Source organism: Burkholderia anthinoferrum, from assembly GCF_002925705.1.
In the GTDB taxonomy this organism is placed as follows: Bacteria; Pseudomonadota; Gammaproteobacteria; order Burkholderiales; family Burkholderiaceae; genus Burkholderia; species Burkholderia semiarida.
This window is the reverse complement of sequence record NZ_LFZP01000056.1, coordinates 1-19,273: the sequence shown is the minus strand read 5'-3', so window position 1 is coordinate 19,273 and position 19,273 is coordinate 1. Positions and strand designations below refer to the sequence as shown.

The window sequence follows — 19,273 nt, the reverse complement described above, 5'->3', positions numbered from 1 at the left end:
GGCTGCGGCGAAATCGGGGATATTAACGACATCGCCGATCCGCCCGTCCTCCATGACGCCAGACAAAGCTCTCGAACTGAAACGAAGCAAGCGCCGTGCGCTGTGGCTGCTGCTGGCGGCCGTCGCGGTGTTCGTCACGACCATCCTGCTGCCGCGCGGCCCATGGGTCGACGGTTTCAAGGCCGTCGCCGAAGCCGCGATGGTCGGCGCGCTCGCCGACTGGTTCGCGGTCGTCGCGCTGTTCCGCCGCGTGCCGATCCCGTTCGTGTCGCGCCACACCGAGATCATCCCGAAGAACAAGGACAAGATCGCCGACAACCTCGCGGTGTTCGTGCGCGAGAAATTCCTCGGCCCCGACGCGCTCGCCGCGCAGATCCGCCAGCACGACCCGGCGCGGATGCTCGGCGCGTGGCTCGGCGAGCCGGCGAACACCGACGCGCTCGGCGGCTACGTGACGAAGCTGATGAGCTTCGCGCTCGACATGACCGACGACGCGCGGATCCAGTCGTTCGTCCACGATGCATTCCGCGCGGTGATCGACCGGGTCGACCTGTCGCAATCGGCCGGTGCGATCCTCGACACGCTGACGAAGGACGGCCGCCACCAGGCGCTGCTCGACGACGCGATCGAACAGGTGGTGGACGTGCTCGGCAAGGAAGAGAACCGCGAGGTGATCGCGGGCTTCATCGTCGAATGGCTGAAGACGCAATACCCGAAGGTCGAGAAGATCATGCCGACGCAGTGGTTCGGCGAGAACGGCGCGCGGATGCTCGCGAGTGCGGTGAGCCGCGTGCTGGAAGGCGTGGCGGCCGACCCCGAGCATGAACTGCGGCAACGCTTCGATCGGACGGTCGTGCGGTTGACCGAGCGGTTGAAGCACGACCCCGCATTCATCGCGAAGGGCGACGAGATCAAACGCTACATCCGCGACGGCGACGCGTTCAACGACTATGTGCGCGACTTGTGGGGCCAGTTGCGGGCCTGGCTGAAGGCCGATCTCGCGCGCGCCGATTCTGCGCTGCACCGGCAGGCCGCGACGCTCGGCGGCTGGCTCGGCGCGCGGCTCGCCGAGAGCCCGGCGCTGCGCGCGTCGCTGAACGAGCATATCGAGAAGGCCGTGCACGAGATGGCGCCCGATTTTGCCGATTTCCTGATGCGTCACATTCGCGACACGGTGCGCAACTGGGATGCGCGCGAGATGTCGCGACAGATCGAACTGAACATCGGCAAGGATCTGCAGTACATCCGCATCAACGGCACGCTGGTCGGCGGGCTGATCGGACTCGGGTTGTATCTGGTGTCGCTGGCGCCGCGCTGGGCGGCCGGCTGGCTGCACTGACGCGGGCACGGGCGTTGCGCGCATGACGCGACGCCGCGCGCCGCCGGATCACGCGGACGCTTTGGCGCCGTGCAATTGCAGGCCGAGCGCCTTGATGACTTTCAGGATCGTGCCGAAGCTCGGATTGCCGTCGTGCGACAGCGCCTTGTACAGCCCTTCGCGCGACAGGCCCGCATCGCGCGCGACCTGCGACATGCCGCGCGCGCGGGCGATCACGCCGAGCGCGTGCGCGATGAAGGCCGGATCGTCGCCGGCCTCCTGCAGGCAGGCGTCGAAGTAGTCGGCCATGTCGTCTTCGGTTTTCAGGTGTTCGGCCGAATCCCACGGCCGCGTCTTGATCTTGTCCATCGATCACTCCATGTCGAGGTGCGCGAGCATTGCGTGCGCGGCGCGTATGTCGGCCTGTTGCGTCGATTTATCGCCGCCGCAGAGCAGGATCACCCAGATCGTCCCGCGCCTCGCGTAGTAGACGCGATAGCCGGGCCCATGATCGATGCGCATTTCGACGACGGGCGAGCCGGCGGATTTCCAGTCGCCCGGATTGCCCATCGACAGGCGGTCGATGCGCGCCTGGATGCGGCGCCTTGCGATGCGATCGGGCAGGCCGGCAAACCAGGCGTCGAAGACGTCGGTGGTCCGGATGCTGAATGCAGGAGGACTGTAGGGCATGAATTGCAGTGTGTCAACCATGGTTCACATGCCTGTTGAATGGAACATCGTTGCCATTACAGCCCGGCCGGCGCGTCGGCGGGTGTTGACTGGCCGTCAGGCCGATCTTTCCGCTGGCGGAGCCGGCCATCCGGTCGAAGCCGGAATTTCAGGAATCCGTCTACAATCGAAAACGTCTTTGCCGTTCGCGCGAGCTGGCCGCGCGCGGGCGGATCCGTTCGTCCTCCATCATCCGGAGGCGCCGCCGCGCATCGCGCATCACGCTCCGGCATCGCGTGCCGCGCGGCGAGCAGTGCCGTGGTTTGTGTCCAGCAGGTAAGGCGTCCGCGTGCCGTAGGCCGGCGCGCGTCCTGAACGCCGCGTGTCCGTAGGCCGGGCAGGCGGCATAACCGAGAGTCCCATGAAAGCATCGGATCTGTTCGTGAAGGCGCTGGAAGCCGAAGGCGTCGAGTACGTGTTCGGCATTCCAGGCGAAGAAAACCTCGATCTGCTCGAATCGCTGCGGCGATCGAAGATCAAGCTCGTGCTGACCCGGCACGAGCAGGCGGCCGGGTTCATGGCCGCCACCTACGGCCGCCTCACGGGCCGCACCGGCGTGTGTCTCGCGACGCTCGGGCCGGGTGCGACGAACTTCGTGACGGCCGCCGCGTATGCGCAGCTCGGCGGGATGCCGATGCTGATGATCACCGGGCAGAAGCCGATCAAGTCCAGCAAGCAGGGCCACTTCCAGATCGTCGACGTGGTCGACATGATGCAGCCGCTCACGAAGTTCACGCGGCAGATCGTGTCGATCGGCAACATCCCGTCGGCCGTGCGCGAGGCGTTTCGCCGCGCGGAGGAAGAGCGTCCGGGCGCCGCGCACCTCGAACTGCCCGAGGACATCGCGCACGAGGAGGGCGACGGCAAGCCGATCCCGCGCAGCTACAGCCGGCGGCCGGTGGCCGAGGAGAAGGCGGTCGCGCATGCGGTCGACGCGATCCAGGCCGCGCGTCATCCGCTGTTGATGATCGGCGCGGGCGGCAACCGCAAGACCACCTGCAAGATGCTGCTCGAATTCGTCGACAAGACGGGCATTCCGTTCTTCACGACGCAGATGGGCAAGGGCGTGATCGACGAGACGCACCCGCTGTGGCTCGGCAACGCGACGCTGTCCGACGGCGACTTCGTGCATCGCGCGATCGAGCATGCGGACTGCATCATCAACGTCGGCCACGACGTGATCGAGAAGCCGCCGTTCTTCATGCGCACCGACGACAAGACCGTGATCCACGTGAACTTCCTCGGCGCGCAGGTCGACCCCGTCTATTTCCCGCAGATCGAGGTGGTCGGCGACATCGCGAATGCGGTGTGGCAGATGAAGGAGGCGCTGACGCCGCAATCGCACTGGGATTTCGAGCGCTTCAGGATGATCAAGTCGCATTTCGACGCGCATCTGGAAAAGGGCCAGCACGATCCGCGCTTCCCGATGTACCCGGTGCGGATCGTGAACGACCTGTACAACGCGTTGCCGGTGGACGGCATCGTCTGTCTCGACAACGGGATGTACAAGATCTGGTTCGCGCGGTACTGGCGTGCGCACGAGCCGAACTCGCTGCTGCTCGACAACGCGCTCGCGTCGATGGGCGCGGGCCTGCCGTCGGCGATCGCGACGAAGATCGTGCATCCGCAGCGCAAGGTGATCGCCGTGTGCGGCGACGGCGGCTTCATGATGAATTCGCAGGAACTCGAAACGGCCGTGCGGCTGAAGCTCGACATCGTCGTGATGATCCTGCGCGACGACGCGTTCGGGATGATCCGCTGGAAGCAGGAGAACATGAACTTTCCCGATTTCGCGATGACGCTGCAGAACCCCGATTTCGTGTCGTACGCGCAAAGCTACGGTGCGCACGGGCATCGCGTCGAGTCGGCCGACGATCTCGAGCCGCTGCTGCGCGAATGCTTCGCGTCGCCGGGCGTGCACGTGATCGACGTGCCGATCGACTACTCGGACAACGAGCGCGTGCTGAACCGCGAGATCAAGCGCCTGTCGGCGCAACTCTGAATTCCCCGTTCACAGGAAGGAGTCGTTCCATGTTGAAGGAAACCTATCCGTACTATCTCGCCAACGAAGCCGTCTACGCGAACACCGATCTGGAGGTGACCGACAAGTTCAGCGGCAAGGTCGCCACGCGCGTCGCGCTGGCCGACGCGAAGGCGATCGACGCGGCGATCGCCGCGGCAGTCGACGCCACGAAGCCGATGCGCGAGATGCCGGCCTACAAGCGGCAGGCCGTGCTCGATCATTGCGTCGCGCGGTTTCGCGAACGTTTCGACGAGCTGGCCGAGGCGCTGTGCATCGAGGCCGGCAAGCCGATCAACGATTCGAAGGGCGAAGTCACGCGGCTGATCGACACGTTCCGCGTCGCGTCCGAGGAATCGGTGCGCATCGACGGCGAGATCGTCAATCTCGAGATTTCCGCGCGGGCGCAGGGCTATACGGGCTACACGAAGCGCGTGCCGGTCGGCCCGTGCTCGTTCATCTCGCCGTTCAACTTCCCGTTGAACCTCGCCGCGCACAAGGTCGCGCCCGCGCTCGCGGCCGGCTGCCCGTTCGTGCTGAAGCCGGCGAGCCGCACGCCGATCGGCGCGCTGATCATCGGCGAGGTGCTCGCGGAAACCGACCTGCCGAAGGGGGCATTCTCGGTGCTGCCCGCGCATCGCGACGGCGCCGACCTCTTCACGACCGACGAGCGCTTCAAGCTGCTGTCGTTCACCGGTTCGCCGGCGGTAGGCTGGGCGCTGAAGGAGAAGGCCGGCAAGAAGAAAGTCGTGCTGGAACTCGGCGGCAACGCGGCCGCGATCGTCGATGCCGATCAGCGCGAGCGGCTCGACTACGTGGTCGATCGCCTCGCGTTCGGCGCGTACTACCAGTCGGGCCAGAGCTGCATCGGCGTGCAGCGGATTCTCGCGCATGCCGACCTGTACGACGCGCTGCGCGAGAAGCTGATCGCGAAGACGCGTTCGCTGAAGATGGGCGATCCGAAGGATCCGTCGACGTTCGTCGGGCCGATGATCTCCGAATCCGAGTCGCGCCGGCTGTCGGGCTGGATGGACGCGGCCGTCGCGGCGGGCGCGAAGATCGTCGCGGGCGGCAAGGTCGACGGCGCGATGTTCGAGGCGACGCTGCTGGAGAACGTCGGGCGCGAGCAGGACCTGTACCGGAAGGAGGCGTTCGGCCCCGTCGCGATCCTCGAGAAGTTCGACCGCTTCGACGACGCGCTCGCGCGCGTGAACGACAGCGACTTCGGGCTGCAGGCCGGCGTGTTCACCGATTCGCTCACGCATGCGCAGCGCGCGTGGGACGAGCTGGAGGTGGGCGGCGTCGTGATCAACGACGTGCCGTCGTTCCGCGTCGACAACATGCCGTACGGCGGCGTGAAGGATTCGGGCCTCGGCCGCGAAGGCGTCCGCTACGCGATCGAGGACATGACCGAGCCGCGGTTGATGGTCGTGCGGCGCCGGTAACGCGCGGCAGGCGGCGCGGCGCCACGGCGGCACGCGGGCGGGCGATCGGGCCGGCCCGCGTGCCGTTCTTCATGGCGCGTCGCGAGCTCGGTGCGGCGCCGCGCGTGTCCCGCGCGCCGAACTGCCCGAAACGGGCTCGACGATGGGCGTCGCCTCGTGATGTAATCGCGCGAAACTGCCGGCCGGGGTACGACGCCGGAACGCGCGAATTCATTCTTCACGAGGTCGATTCATGTCCCCCGTCTCGGCATTCAAGCTGGTTCTGTTGTCATTCCTCGCGATCGTCGCGCTCGAATGCATCGCCAAGCGGCTGCGGCTGCCGCCCGCGGCCGCGCTGCTGATCGGCGGCATCGGCATCGCGTTCATCCCCGGCCTGCCGCCGATCGATCTCGATCCCGAGCTGGTGCTGCTGGTGTTCCTGCCGCCGCTGCTGATGGACGGTGCGTACTTCTCCGTGTGGGAAGAATTCAAGCGCAACGTCGGCGGCATCCTGATGCTGGCGATCGGCGCGGTCGTATTCACGACGTTCGCGGTCGGCTTCGCCGTGCACTGGGTGGTGCCGACGCTGCCGTGGGCCGCGTGCTTCGCGCTCGGCGCGATCGTGTCGCCGCCCGATGCGGTGGCCGCGAAGGCCGTGCTCGAACGCGTCGCGCTGCCGCGCCGGCTGATGGTGCTGCTCGAAGGCGAGAGCCTGCTGAACGACGCGGCCGGCCTCGTGCTGTTCCGCTTCGCGGTCGCGGCCGCGCTCACCGGCGCGTTCAGCCTCGAGCACGCGGTCGTGCGCTTCGCGGAGCTCGGGCTCGGCGGCGTGGTGGTCGGCTTCGTGGTCGGCAAGCTCGTCGTGTGGTTCCTGAAGCTGCTCGACGACGACTATCTCGTGATCACCGTCGCGGTGATCGCCGGCTGGATCGCGTACATCGCGGGTGAAATGGTCGAGGTGTCGGGCGTGATATCGACCGTCACGGCCGGCATGATCGTCGGCTGGCATCAGCACGAAGTGTTTTCGGCGGCCGTGCGCACGCGCGGCACCGCGTTCTGGCAGGTCATCGTGTTCCTGCTCGAGGCGCTGGTGTTCGTGCTGATCGGGCTGTCGCTGCGCGGCGCGATCCACCGGCTCGGCGGCTTCGAGCAGGTGCTCGGCACGATGGTGCCGCCAGTGCTCGCGGTGCTGGCGGCGGTGATCGTGTCGCGCTTCGTGTGGATCTACGCGGTCGAGGCGCTGAAGTGGCCGGTGCGCGGCCTCGCGGGCCGCGGCGAGGCGCCCGACTGGAAGGCCGCGACGATCATGAGCTGGGCCGGGATGCGCGGCGTGGTGACGCTGGCGATCGCGCTGTCGCTGCCCGAGGCGCTGCCCGGCCGCGACGTGATCCTGGTCGCATCGTTCGCGGTGATCCTCGTCACCGTGCTGCTGCAGGGCACGACGATCGGGCCGCTGATCCGGCTGCTGCGCCTGCCGCCGCGCGACGAGCGCGCCGCGCACCACCTGACCGAGCCGCAGACGTGGGCGTACGTCGAGGCCGCGCAGCTCGCGGCGATCCAGCCGCTCGTGCGCGACGAGAACGGCGTCGTGATCCATCCGCGCCTGCTCGAGCAATACACGTATCGCGCCGAGCTGACCGAGCGGTCGAAGAACGCGCCCGCGTATCCGGTGGAAGTGCGCACCGCGCACTACGACGTGGTGCTGGCCGCGATCCGGGCCGGGCGCGCCGAGCTGTTGCGCCTGCACCGGTCGGGGCGCATTCACGACGAGATGCTGCACACGCTCGAACGCGACCTCGACCTGCAGGAAGTGTCCGCGCAGCACGCGCGCGGCTAATCGGCCGCGGGCTCACGATTCACCCCCACGGGGCCGGCGTCCTGCCGGCTCCCCGCCGGTTCTCATACGCATGCGGATCGAGCGTCGCCCGCCGCGCGATTTCCCCTCGCACTGCCGATTTGACTCGCCACGATCAGGCCCCAATACGACCGATCCCGCAGCCTTGCACGACATGCAAGCCTTATGGCGCGGGTCTCGCAAACGTTATCGTGCGTCGAATCCGGAAATGATCCGATTTATCCGTTGCCGTCTCTTTCTGCATATTTGGCAAAACTAAACCGGAAGGAGATAGATGCTGTGTTCTAATTTCATTTAGAATCAGCCGGTTATGTTTATTGAGAGAAAGAATGCGGAGGTAATGCGGTCGTCGACGGGGAAACAACGGCGCCCGAAGCCCCGCAAGGCAGTGCCGACAGGCCTAATCGGCGGAATCAGGCGGGTTTTTCAACTGCCAATATAAGATGGCGTCCCAGTCGGATAAACAACTCCTATGAAAGAATCGTTTGGAGATTCGGCGTTTGAAACTGGATTTATGAAAGAATCGAGTAGTGATAATGCCTCGGATTGCCTCGAATCGGGGTTATCGGTCCTCCTTGTGGACGACCAGCCATTCGTCGGCGAGGTGATCCGCCGCGCGTTGCGCAGCGAGCACGACATCGACCTGCACGTGTGCACCGACGCACATCGGGCAATGGCGGTCGCGCGCGACGTGAAGCCGACGGTCATCCTGCAGGATCTCGTGATGCCGGAGATCGACGGCCTCGATCTCGTGCGCGCGTGGCGCGCGGACGCCGGCACCGCGCGCGTGCCGATCATCGTGCTGTCGGCGAAGGAAGAGCCGATCGTCAAGCGCGAGGCGTTCATTGCCGGCGCGAACGACTATCTGGTGAAACTTCCCGACGCGATGGAGCTGACCGCGCGCATTCGCTACCACTCGAATTCGTACCTGATGTCGCGGCAGCGTGACGAGGCGCTCGATTTCCTGTCGCACGACATGCGTTCGCCGCAGACGTCGATCCTCGCGCTGCTCGACGTCTACCGGGCCGAACACGGCGACATGCCGGCGATCATGGAGCGCATCGCCGGCCATGCGCGGCGCGCGCTCGCGCTCGCCGACGGCTTCATCCACCTGACCCGCGCGCAGTCCGAGCGCCGCGCGCACGAAGTCGTGAGTCTCAACGAGATCGTGGTCGACGCCGTCGACCAGCTGTGGGAGAAGGCGGCCGGGCTCGGCTGCCGGGTGATCGCGCACGTGCCCGACGGCGAGTGCGTGACGATGGGCGACCGCATGATGCTGACGCGCGCGGTCGCGAACCTGGTCGACAACGGGCTGAAATACGGCCCGGCCGGGATGGACGTACATTGCACGCTGGGCGGCGAGGACGGCGCCTGGCTGATCGGCGTCGAGGATGCCGGCGCCGGCATCGCGCCGGAGCAGCGCACGGCCGCGACCGAGTCGTTCGTGCAGCTCGAATCCGCGCATGGCGCGGCGCGCGGCGGTTTCGGCCTCGGCCTCGCATTCGTCCGCGCAACGGCGGCGCGGCATCGCGGCCAGATCCTGATGCGCAATACGGCGCGCGGTTTCATGGTCGCGCTTCGGCTGCCGGCGCAGGCGGAGCGGTGACGTCGCGGCGCGGCCTGCCGCCGCCGCGCCGCCCGAGAGACCTCGATGCGCTCGTGGCGCGCCATTCGGCGCGCACGCGGGCGCGGTTTTTTCAACGCTGAATTTAGAAAGCCCATAACGAACATGGCCACCGTGACGCCCCGCGCGACCAATGAAAGCCTGCATCCGACGATCGGCGCTGCCCGGCTGACGCTCGGCAATCGCATCCTGCTCAGCTTCGGCGTGCTGTTCGTGCTGATGCTGGTGACGGCCGGCGTGTCGTACGAGCGACTGCGTGCGATCAACGCCGAAGCCGTCAGCATCGAGCGCGACTCGCTGCCCGGCGTCTACCTCGCGTCGACGCTGCGCGGCGCGGTCAATGAATCGTTCACGCTGCTGCAGCGCGCGATCTTCGTCGAAACCGATCCCGACGCCGCGCAGCGCGATCTCGCGAAGATCGCCGACGCGCTGAAGGAGGTCGAGTCGCTGACGGTGGACTACCAGAACACGACGTTTCGCGACGACGACCGGCAGCGCTTCACGGCGTTCCGCGGCGCCTACGATCACTACGTGCCGTTGCTGAACGAAGCGGTGCAGAAGGGCCGCGCGTCGCGCGAAGACGCGGTCGCCGCGTACGCGAAAACGCTGCCCGCGTGGACCGAGGTCGTGCGCAACGCGAACGTGCTGGTGCAGGAGAACCGCAAGTTCGCCGAGCAGTCCGCGAAGCTGATCCGCGAATCCGTGCAGGACACCGAGATCGTGCTGGCGACCGCGCTGGCGTTCATGCTGCTGTCCGCGCTCGGGCTCGGCTACATGCTGTACCGGTCGGTCACCGTGCCGATGGCGCGGCTCGTCGAGGTGCACGACGTGATGCGCACCGGCAACCTGACACATCGCCTCGACCTGCGTCGCCGCGACGAGTTCGGCACGCTCGAGACGGGTTTCAACCGGATGGCCGACGAGCTGACCGAGCTGGTGTCGCGCGCGCAGCAATCGTCGCTGCAGGTGACGACGTCGGTGGCCGAGATCGCGGCCACCTCGCGCGAGCAGCAGGCGACCGCGAACGAAACGGCCGCGACGACGACCGAGATCGGCGCGACCTCGCGCGAGATCTTCGCGACGTCGCGCGACCTGCTGCGCACGATGAACGAGGTGGCCGGCGTGGCCGAGCAGTCGGCGACGCTCGCGGGCTTGAGCCAGAGCGGGCTCACGCGGATGGGCGAGACGATGCGCAGCGTGATGGACGCGGCCGGCTCGGTGAACGCGAAGCTCGCGATCCTCAACGAGAAGGCGCTGAACATCAACCAGGTGGTCGCGACGATCACCAAGGTGGCCGACCAGACCAACCTGCTGTCGCTGAACGCGGCGATCGAGGCGGAGAAAGCCGGCGAGTACGGCCGCGGCTTCGCGGTCGTCGCGACCGAGATCCGCCGCCTCGCCGACCAGACGGCGGTGGCGACCTACGACATCGAGCAGACGGTGAAGGAAATCCAGTCGGCCGTGTCGGCGGGCGTGATGGGGATGGACAAGTTCTCCGAGGAAGTGCGCCGCGGGATGCTCGACGTGCAGCAGGTCGGCGGGCAGTTGTCGCAGATCATCGCCGAGGTGCAGACGCTCGCGCCGCGCTTCCAGATGGTCAACGAAGGCATGCAGACGCAGGCGAACGGCGCCGAGCAGATCACGCAGGCGCTGTCGCAACTGTCGGAGGCCGCGCAGCAGACGGCCGAATCGCTGCGCCAGTCGTCGCAGGCGATCGACGACCTGACGCTCGTCGCGAACCAGCTGCGCACCAGCGTGTCGCGCTTCAAGGTCGACGCGTGACGCGCGCCGATCCGCAGAACGGCGCGCGCGCGCTGTTCCTGATGTTCGAGCTCGACGGCGAGCGTTATGCGCTCGACGCGGCCGGCATCGACAAGGTGCTGCCGCTCGCCGTCATGAAGGCGATGCCCGGCGCGCCCGACTGGATCGCCGGGCTGCTGATGCGCGACGGCCAGCCGGTGCCGGTGATCGACGTGCCGATGCTGGCGCTCGGGCGGCGCGCGCAGGCGCTGCGCTCGACGCGGCTCGTGCTGGTCCGCTATCGCGCCGGTCACGCTGACGGCGAGCGCACGATCGGCCTGATCGTCGAGCGTGCGACGCAGACGATGCGGATCGACCGCGCGGCGTTTCGCGCGAGCGGCATCGCGACCGCGCGCACGCGCTGGCTCGGGCGGGTCGCGAACACGCCCGACGGCGTCGTGCAGCAGGTGTCGGTGCCCGACCTGATCGACGACGTTGCGCGCCTGTATCTGTTCGACGGCCTGTCGGGCCACGGGGAGGAGTCTGCATGAACGTGTCCGAATCGCGATTTCGCGGCTGGTTGCTGCGCGAGACCGGCATCGACCCCGATTCGCTCGGCAACGATTTCCTGATGCGGGCGTTGACCGATCGCGTGCATGCATTGCAGGCCGACGGCGAGCGCGTGCCGTCGGCTGCGCGGGCGCCCGTGACGCCGGAAGCGCTCGATGCGTACTGGCAGCAGCTCAACGCGTCGGCCGACGAACGGCGCGCGCTGATCGAGCTGTTCGTTGTTCCGGAGACGTGGTTCTTCCGCGACCGCGAGGCCTTCGCGACGCTCGCGCGGCTGGCCGCCGAACGGCTCGCCGCAATGCCCGGCCGCGTGATCCGCGTGCTGAGCGCGCCGTGTTCGACGGGCGAGGAGCCGTATTCGGCGGCGATGGCGTTGCTGGATGCGGGGCTCGAGCCGGCCAGCTTCGCGATCGACGCGATCGACCTCAGCGCGCGCGCGATCGAGCAGGCGCGGCTCGGCTGTTACGGGCGCAATGCATTCCGCGGGACGGCGACGGAGTTCCGTACGCGGTATTTCACGCCGACCCGCGACGGCTGGCTGCTCGACGAGCGCGTGCGCGCGTGCGTGCAGTTCAGCCACGCGAACCTCGTCGAGCCGGTGGCCGATACCGGCATTCGCTACGACTTCGTGTTCTGCCGCAACGTGCTGATCTATTTCGACCGCGACGCGCAGGATCGCGTGATCCGCTCGCTCGACGCGCGCCTCGCCGACGACGGCATGCTGTTCGTCGGGCCGGCGGAGACGGGCGTCGCGATGCGGCACGGGATGCGCTCGGCGCGCGTGCCGCTGGCGTTCGCGTTTCATCGCGAGCCGGCCGGCGCGGCGGCCGATGCATGCGCGGCGCGGCCGGTTGCGCCGCTGTCCGCGGCGGTGCCGCACCAGCGCGCGGAGCGCTTCACGGTCGCCCCGCTCGCCGCGCCGCGCCCGGTGGTGGCCGTCGCGCCCCCGGCCTGGTTCGGCGACGTGCGTCAGCCGTTCGCGGCGGCGCCGGCCGTGGAGACGGCCGCAGTCGACGCACGGGCCGACCTGACGGTGGCGACCGCCGCGGCGGCCGTACCGGCCTACGACGGCATTGCGCCGGCAATCGACGATGTCCCGACGCTGGAGGATGCGCAGGCCCTGGCGAACGCGGGCGCGTTCGACGAGGCCGAGCGCGTGCTCGCGCAGTTCTCGGCGCGCGTCGGCCCGCATGCCGATGCGTTCTACCTGAACGGGTTGATCGCGGATGCGCGCGGGCGCGCCGCGGAAGCGAGCGACTTCTACCGGAAGGCGCTGTACCTGCGCCCCACGCATCACGAGGCGCTGACGCATCTGGCGACGCTGCTCGATGTCGGCGGCGATCGCGCGGGCGCGCAATGGCTGCTCGAACGCGCCCGGCGTTCGGCCGGCTGACACGACGACGGGAATGGGACCGACACCGCGATGACCGGAGGAATGCATGAACCGCGACGCCGCTGCCACTGACGATGCGACGCTCGACGTCGACGACTGCTGGAACCGGATCGGCACGCGCGGCGACCGCTCGTGCGAACGGCTGAACGACTGCCAGCGCTGTCTGAACTGCCCGGTCTATGCGTCGAACGCGGCGAGACTGCTCGAGCGTCCGCTCGACGTGGCCGAGATGGCGGACGTCACGCGCCGGATGAGCGCGTTCGGCACGGCGCGCGCGGGCGACGCCGCCGGCGACGCGCGCCATGCGGCGCTCGCGTTCCGGGTGGCCGACGAATGGCTCGCGCTGCCGATCGGCGTGCTGCGCGAGATCGCCGGCACGCGCCCGATCCATTCGCTGCCGCATCGACGCCATTCCGCCGTGCGCGGTGTGGTCAACATCCGCGGCACGCTGCGTATCGCGATCTCGATCGGCGCGCTGCTCGGCCTCGATGCCGGCAAGGCCGGCCGCGGCGGGAGCGGTGGTGGCGACGGCCGTTTCACGCGGCTGCTGGTGGCCGCGCACCAGGGCGAACCGGTCGTGTTTCCGGTGGACGAAGTCGAGGGCGTGCTGCGCTTCGGCGCGTCCGACTGGGTGCCGGTGCCCGCGACGGTCGGGCGAGCGAGCGCCGGCCTGTCGCGCGGCGTGCTGTCGTGGCGCGGCAAGTCGGTGGGGCTGCTCGACGACGACCGTCTGTTCGACGCCGTGACACGGAGCATGCGATGAGCGGCGACGACGACCTGAGCCACCTGTCGCTGCTCGAGCTGTATCGCGAGGAGACGCGCACGCAGACGCAGGCGCTGTCGGAGCGGCTGCTCGCGCTCGAATCGGGCGAGCCCGATTCCGTCGCGCTCGAAGCGTGCATGCGCGCCGCGCATTCGCTGAAGGGCGCCGCCCGCATCGTCGGCGTGCCGATGGGCGTCGAGATCGCGGGGCGGATGGAAGAGTGCTTCGTCGCCGCGCAGGCCGGCACGATCGCGCTGACGGCCACGCACGTCGACGTGCTGCTGGCCGGCGTCGATTTGCTGGTGCGCGTCGGCGATCCGCAGGGGCACCCCGTGTCGCAGACCGAGATCGACGTGTTCGCGGCGGCGCTGACGGGCGCCGACGGCGCGCAGACGATGCAGGCGCCGGCCGCCGCGCCGCCGCCCGCGCCGCCGTCGTTCGTGCCGTATCGCGAGCACGACGGCGCCGCGAACGAGCCGGTCGGGGCCGGTGCCGCGGTGCCGCCGCTCGCCGTGTCGGGCCCGGCGCCCGATCCGGCCCAGGCCGGCCGCGTGGTGGGCGCCGGCGCGATGCGCCGCGTGCGCGCCGATACGCTGAACCGGCTGCTGAGCCTGTCCGGCGAATCGCTGGTCGAATCGCGCTGGCTCAAGCCGTTCGCCGAATCGATGCTGCGCGTGAAGCGCGCGCAGCGCGACGCGGCCCGTTCGCTCGACCTGATGGTCGAGCAGTTCGCCGACGATCTCGACGCCGGCATGCTCGCGTCGATGAACGAAGTTCGGCACATGCTCAACGACCTGCAGCGCTCGCTCGCCGAGCGCATGGACGAATTCGACCGCTTCGAGCGGCGCAGCACGCATATCGCCGAGCAGCTTTACGACGAGGCGTTGCAATGCCGGATGCGGCCGTTCGGCGACGCGACGCGTGCGTATCCGCGCATCGTGCGCGATCTCGCGCGCTCGCTCGGCAAGCAGGTGCGTTTCTCGATCGTCGGCGAAGGCACGCAGGTCGATCGCGACATCCTCGACCTGCTCGACGCGCCGCTCGGCCACCTGCTGCGCAACGCGATCGACCACGGCGTCGATTCGCCCGAAGCGCGGCACGCGCGCGGCAAGCCGGCCGAGGCGAGCGTCACGCTCGAGGCGCGCCACAGCGCCGGCTCGCTGCTCGTCAGCGTGATCGACGACGGGCCGGGCGTCGACATGGACGCGCTGCGCGCGGCCGTCGTGCGCCAGCGCCTGACCGACGACGAGACGGCCGCGCGGCTGTCCGATCCCGAATTGCTCGAATTCCTGCTGCTGCCGGGCTTCTCGATGCGCGACGCGGTGACCGACGTATCGGGGCGCGGCGTCGGCCTCGATGCGGTGCAGGAGATGGTGCGCGGCGTGCGCGGCGCGGTACGGATCTTCAACGAGCCGGGTGCCGGCATGCGTTTCGTGCTGCAGTTGCCGCTCACGCTGTCGGTGATCCGCAGCCTGCTCGTCGAGGTCGGCGGCGAGCCGTACGCGTTCCCGCTCGCGCACGTGCGCCGCACGCTGGAACTCGCGCACGACGACATCGACGTGCTCGAAGGGCAGCCGCATTTTCCGTTCGACGGCCGGCGCGCGGGCCTCGTCGCCGCGCACCAGTTGCTCGACGCGGGTGAACCCGACGTGGCGCGCGCCAGTACGGCCGTCGTGGTCGTCGGCGGCGAACCCGAGCTGTACGGCGTCGCGGTCGACCGCTTCCTCGGCGAACGGATGCTCGTCGTGCAGCCGCTCGACAGCCGCCTGAACAAGATCCAGAACATCGCGGCCGGCGCGCTGCTCGAGAACGGCGACCCGGTGCTGATCGTCGACGTGGAGGACCTGATCCGCTCGGTCGACAAGCTCGTGCGCGGCGGGCAGCTCGCGCGGGTCTCGCGCGATCCGCAGCTCGCGCTCGCCGACCGGCGCCGCCGCGTGCTCGTCGTCGACGATTCGCTGACGGTGCGCGAGCTCGAACGCAAGCTGCTGGAAAAGCGCGGCTACGACGTGACGGTCGCGGTCGACGGGATGGAAGGCTGGAACGCGGTGCGCAGCGATGCGTTCGATCTCGTCGTGACCGACGTCGACATGCCGCGCATGGACGGCATCGAACTCGTCACGCTGATCAAGGGCGACCCGATGCTCAAGCGCGTGCCGGTGATGATCGTGTCGTACAAGGATCGCGACGAGGATCGCCGCCGCGGGCTCGACGCCGGCGCCGATTACTACCTTGCGAAGAGCAGCTTCCACGACGAAGCGCTGCTCGATGCCGTGCACGACCTGATCGGGGACGCGCGAGAATGAACATCGGCATCGTCAACGATCTGCCGCTGGCCGTGGAGGCGCTGCGCCGCGTGATCGCGCTGCGCGCGGACCATCGCGTGCTGTGGGTCGCGACCGACGGCGACGAGGCGGTGGATTTCTGCGTCGCGCACCCGCCCGACGTCGTGCTGATGGATCTCGTGATGCCGAAGGTCGACGGCGTCGCCGCGACGCGCCGGATCATGGCGCGCGCGCCGTGCGCGATCCTGATCGTGACGGCGAGCGTCAGCGCCAATACGTCGTCGGTGTACGAGGCGATGGGCGCGGGCGCGCTCGACGCGGTCGACACGCCGACGCTCGCGCTCGGGCTGTCGACCGACGCGTCGCCGCAGGCGCTGCTCGCGAAGATCGACCAGATCGGCCGGCTGCTCGAAAGCCGCTCCGCGGCGCTCGTGCCGCCGGGGCCCGCGTCCGCGCGCGGCCAGCCGACGCTCGTCGCGATCGGCGCGTCGGCGGGCGGGCCGACCGCGCTCACCGCGCTGCTGCGCGCGCTGCCGGCCGATTTTCCGGCCGCGATCGTGATCGTCCAGCACGTCGACCAGGCATTCGCGTACGGCATGGCCGAATGGCTCGACGGCTACACGCGGCTGCCGGTGCGCGTCGCGCGGGAGGGCAGCGTGCCGGAAGCGGGCACGGTGCTGCTCGCGGCGACCAACGACCATCTGACGCTGTCGCCGCGCGGCGTGCTCGGCTATACGCGGCATCCGGCCGACACGCCGTACCGGCCGTCGATCGACGTGTTCTTCAACAGCGTCGCGGACGGCTGGCAGGGCGAGGCGCTCGGCGTGCTGCTGACCGGCATGGGGCGCGACGGCGCGCTCGGCCTGAAGGCGATGCGTGCGAAGGGCTGGTACACGATCGCGCAGGACGAGGCGACCAGCGCCGTGTACGGGATGCCGAAGGCGGCCGCGGCGATCGGCGCGGCGTCGGCGATCCTGCCGCTCGAGCAGATCGCGCCCCGGCTGATCGCGCGGATCGCGCTCGCGCCGCGCGACTGACGGCGCAGCGGGCAGGCGCCGTCGTTTCGCAGCGGCCCGGCGGCGTCTGCATTGTGTGCGTGGCGCGCCGTCGCGTACAATTGCCGCCTGCGGAGATGGCATGCCTCCCTGCGGTCGTTCCCGGCGCGTGGCGCGCGCGGTGCGGCCCTCAACCGCCGGTTTGCCCGGCTGATGATGCCTGCGTGTTCCTGGGTCGTCAGGAGGTCGCAGGCCGTCCATCCGGTATTCTGCCGCCCAGGTTTTGATGTTCCGTCGAATCTGGGAAATCATGTTTTTCACGACTTCTGCCGATTTTTTCGCGACCGTGCGCTACGTGTGCCGCTGGCTCGCGCTTTCGGCCCTGCTCGGCGCGCTCGCCGGCACGGCTTCCGCGCTGTTCCTGATCGCGCTCGACTGGGCGACCGGTACGCGCGTCGCCCATCCGTGGCTGCTGTGGGGGCTGCCGGCCGCCGGCTTCGCCACCGGCTGGATCTACCATCGATTCGGCCAGTCGGTCGCGCGCGGCAACAACCTGCTGATCGACGAGATTCACGACCCGAAGGCGCTCGTGCCGAAGCGGATGGCGCCGCTCGTGCTCGTCGCGACCGTCGTCACGCACCTGTTCGGCGGCTCGGCCGGGCGCGAGGGCACGGCCGTGCAGATGGGCGGCGCGCTTGCCGATCGCATCACGCACGTGCTCCGCCTCGATCGCGAGCATCGCCGCGTGCTGCTGATGGGCGGCATCGCGGCCGGCTTCGCGTCGGTGTTCGGCACGCCGCTCGCGGGCGCCGTGTTCGGGCTCGAGGTGCTCGCGATCGGGCGCCTGCGCTACGACGCGTTGCTGACCTGCGTCGCGTCGGCGATCGTCGCGGACGTCGTGTGCCGCGCGTGGGGCGTCCATCACACGGCCTATGCGATTCCATCCGTGCCGGCCGTCACCGTGACCGGGCTCGCCGTGACGGTCGTCGCGGGCATCGCGTTCGGCGTGGTCGGGCGGCTGTTCGCGTTTGCGACGCATGCGCTGACCGCGTGGTTTCGCCGCGTGATCCGCCATGCGCCGCTGCAGCCGGTGATCGGCGGCCTGCTGGTCGCGGTGGCCGCGACCGTGCTGAACGTGCCGCAGTATCTCGGCCTCGGCATCCCGACGATCGAGGCCGCGTTTCACGGCCCGCTGCCGCTTTACGATTTCGCGGGCAAGTTCGCGTTCACCGTCGTCACGCTTGCGTCCGGGTTCAAGGGCGGCGAGGTGACGCCGCTGTTCTACATCGGCGCGACGCTCGGCAATGCGCTCGGCCAGGTGCTGGCGCTGCCGGTACCCGTGCTCGCGGGGCTCGGCTTCGTCGCGGTGTTCGCGGGCGCCGCGAACACACCGATCGCGTCGACGATCATGGCGATCGAACTGTTCGGCGCGGATATCGGCGTGTATGCGATCGTCGCCTGTGTCGTCGCGTATCTGTTTTCCGGGCACGCGGGGATTTATCGCGCGCAGCGCGTGGCGGTGGGGAAGGGGGCGCGGGTGGAGGGGGAGTGACGGGTGGCCGCGGCCGATGTCGTTCGATCGCCGCGGCGCGATGCGATATCCCGTACCCGGTGATCCGGCGGATCACCTGGCACGCGGGCATCGCGCTTACTGCTTCGGCAGCCGCGCGACGTTACGCGCCAGCAGTTCCTCGATATCGATGCCTTTTTCCGCGAGCAGCGCGGTGACGACGCCATTCAATTCGCCGAGCGTTTCCTTGACCGACTCGCGAATCGTATCCACGACGACCTGCGTGCTGCGCTCGATCTCGATGTTGACCTTGTCGCCCACGCCCTTCGCATCGAACGTGGTCGCGCGGCGCGTTTCCGGAATCAGCCAGACGTCGAACCACCCTTCGTCGCGATTGACGTCCGACACGGTCAGGCTGCAGCCGTTGATCGCGATATAGCCCTTCGCGAACACGTAGCGCTTGAATTCGGCCGGCACGCCGATGCGGATCATCCGGTTGTGCTCGGACGACGCGATGTGCGCGATGGTCCCCGTGAAATCGACATGACCGGACAGCGGATGCCCGCCGATCTCCGCGCCGTCCTTCGCGGCCCGCTCGACGTTGACGCGCGCGCCGGTCGTAAGGTCGGCGAGCGTCGTGATCCGCAGGCTCGGCAGCATCACGTCGAAGTCGATCAGCGCCGGCGAATGGATGGTCGTCACCGTCAGGCACACGCCATCGACCGACACGCTCGCGCCGATCTCGATGTCGTCGGTGAAGCGCTCGGGGAATTCGATGCTGAACGTCCTCAGCTCGCCGTGATCCTTGATGGCGTTGATGGTGCCAACACCCTGAACAATGCCTGTAAACATGGTCTGCCTTTCGTCGCGAATTGCCTGGCCGACATGATAAGTGATCCTGGCGGCGGACGCGGCGCGCGGCCCGGTGCCGCCGCGCAAGATCCGCGAGCACGAAAAAGGCCGTGCGCTTTGAACTGCACCCCAAAAGTTGGACACCCGTCCAACCTTTGGGGTGTTTTTCATGACGAAGTACAACGAGCAGTTCAA

At 68.6% G+C, this 19,273-nt stretch carries 15 protein-coding genes and 1 riboswitch; of the genes, 12 read left to right on the top strand and 3 right to left on the bottom strand.

Annotation, left to right across the window (positions count from 1 at the left end):
* Positions 1–52: 52 nt before the first annotated feature.
* Entirely contained in the window at positions 53–1,339 is a 1,287-nt protein-coding gene (locus tag C5F75_RS26615) for a DUF445 domain-containing protein (RefSeq protein WP_089465445.1), read from the top strand.
* Positions 1,340–1,387: 48 nt separating this feature from the next.
* Here C5F75_RS26615 and C5F75_RS26610 read toward each other — a convergent pair whose 3' ends face one another.
* Together C5F75_RS26610 and C5F75_RS26605 are read right to left on the bottom strand one after the other, a co-directional pair.
* Positions 1,388–1,687, bottom strand: a complete 300-nt coding sequence (locus tag C5F75_RS26610; RefSeq protein WP_059573746.1) for an addiction module antidote protein — start codon at positions 1,685–1,687, stop codon at positions 1,388–1,390.
* A 3-nt stretch (positions 1,688–1,690) separates the two neighbouring features.
* On the bottom strand, positions 1,691–2,008 hold the full coding sequence (locus C5F75_RS26605; RefSeq protein ID WP_060163117.1) for a type II toxin-antitoxin system RelE/ParE family toxin: 318 nt from the start codon (positions 2,006–2,008) through the stop codon (positions 1,691–1,693).
* Positions 2,009–2,408: 400 nt separating this feature from the next.
* Between C5F75_RS26605 and C5F75_RS26595 the strand changes: the two genes are divergently transcribed.
* From C5F75_RS26595 to C5F75_RS26540, 11 genes are all read left to right on the top strand, one after another.
* Positions 2,409–4,049, top strand: coding sequence for an acetolactate synthase large subunit (locus tag C5F75_RS26595; protein WP_059639075.1), 1,641 nt, complete (start codon positions 2,409–2,411; stop codon positions 4,047–4,049).
* A gap of 29 nt (positions 4,050–4,078) precedes the next feature.
* Complete coding sequence (locus tag C5F75_RS26590) at positions 4,079–5,512, top strand: aldehyde dehydrogenase family protein (RefSeq protein ID WP_099317194.1); 1,434 nt, start codon at positions 4,079–4,081, stop codon at positions 5,510–5,512.
* 232 nt (positions 5,513–5,744) lie between these two features.
* Complete coding sequence (locus tag C5F75_RS26585; RefSeq protein ID WP_099317195.1) at positions 5,745–7,328, top strand: Na+/H+ antiporter; 1,584 nt, start codon at positions 5,745–5,747, stop codon at positions 7,326–7,328.
* A 490-nt stretch (positions 7,329–7,818) separates the two neighbouring features.
* Positions 7,819–8,952, top strand: coding sequence for a hybrid sensor histidine kinase/response regulator (locus C5F75_RS26580; protein WP_059573751.1), 1,134 nt, complete (start codon positions 7,819–7,821; stop codon positions 8,950–8,952).
* Positions 8,953–9,075: 123 nt separating this feature from the next.
* Positions 9,076–10,752 (top strand): methyl-accepting chemotaxis protein, encoded by a 1,677-nt coding sequence (locus tag C5F75_RS26570; RefSeq protein WP_104012945.1) that lies wholly within the window; start codon positions 9,076–9,078, stop codon positions 10,750–10,752.
* Positions 10,749–11,261, top strand: a complete 513-nt coding sequence (locus tag C5F75_RS26565) for a chemotaxis protein CheW (protein ID WP_059573753.1) — start codon at positions 10,749–10,751, stop codon at positions 11,259–11,261. The genes C5F75_RS26570 and C5F75_RS26565 overlap by 4 nt, the downstream gene beginning before the upstream one ends.
* Entirely contained in the window at positions 11,258–12,673 is a 1,416-nt protein-coding gene (locus C5F75_RS26560) for a CheR family methyltransferase (protein ID WP_099317197.1), read from the top strand. The genes C5F75_RS26565 and C5F75_RS26560 overlap by 4 nt, the downstream gene beginning before the upstream one ends.
* Positions 12,674–12,719: 46 nt before the next feature.
* Complete coding sequence (locus C5F75_RS26555; protein ID WP_059573755.1) at positions 12,720–13,436, top strand: chemotaxis protein CheW; 717 nt, start codon at positions 12,720–12,722, stop codon at positions 13,434–13,436.
* A complete protein-coding gene (locus C5F75_RS26550) occupies positions 13,433–15,742 on the top strand; it encodes a hybrid sensor histidine kinase/response regulator (RefSeq protein WP_059573756.1) in 2,310 nt (769 codons plus the stop codon). The genes C5F75_RS26555 and C5F75_RS26550 overlap by 4 nt, the downstream gene beginning before the upstream one ends.
* Complete coding sequence (cheB, locus tag C5F75_RS26545; protein WP_059573757.1) at positions 15,739–16,758, top strand: chemotaxis response regulator protein-glutamate methylesterase; 1,020 nt, start codon at positions 15,739–15,741, stop codon at positions 16,756–16,758. Before C5F75_RS26550 ends, cheB begins: the two co-directional genes overlap by 4 nt.
* An 82-nt stretch (positions 16,759–16,840) precedes the next feature.
* Positions 16,841–16,946, top strand: a riboswitch (Fluoride riboswitch).
* 80 nt (positions 16,947–17,026) lie between these two features.
* Complete coding sequence (locus C5F75_RS26540; protein WP_059573758.1) at positions 17,027–18,268, top strand: voltage-gated chloride channel family protein; 1,242 nt, start codon at positions 17,027–17,029, stop codon at positions 18,266–18,268.
* Between the two features lie 96 nt (positions 18,269–18,364).
* Here the strand turns inward: C5F75_RS26540 and C5F75_RS26535 are convergent, their stop codons facing one another.
* Entirely contained in the window at positions 18,365–19,078 is a 714-nt protein-coding gene (locus tag C5F75_RS26535) for a riboflavin synthase (RefSeq protein ID WP_059573759.1), read from the bottom strand.
* Positions 19,079–19,273 lie beyond the last annotated feature (195 nt).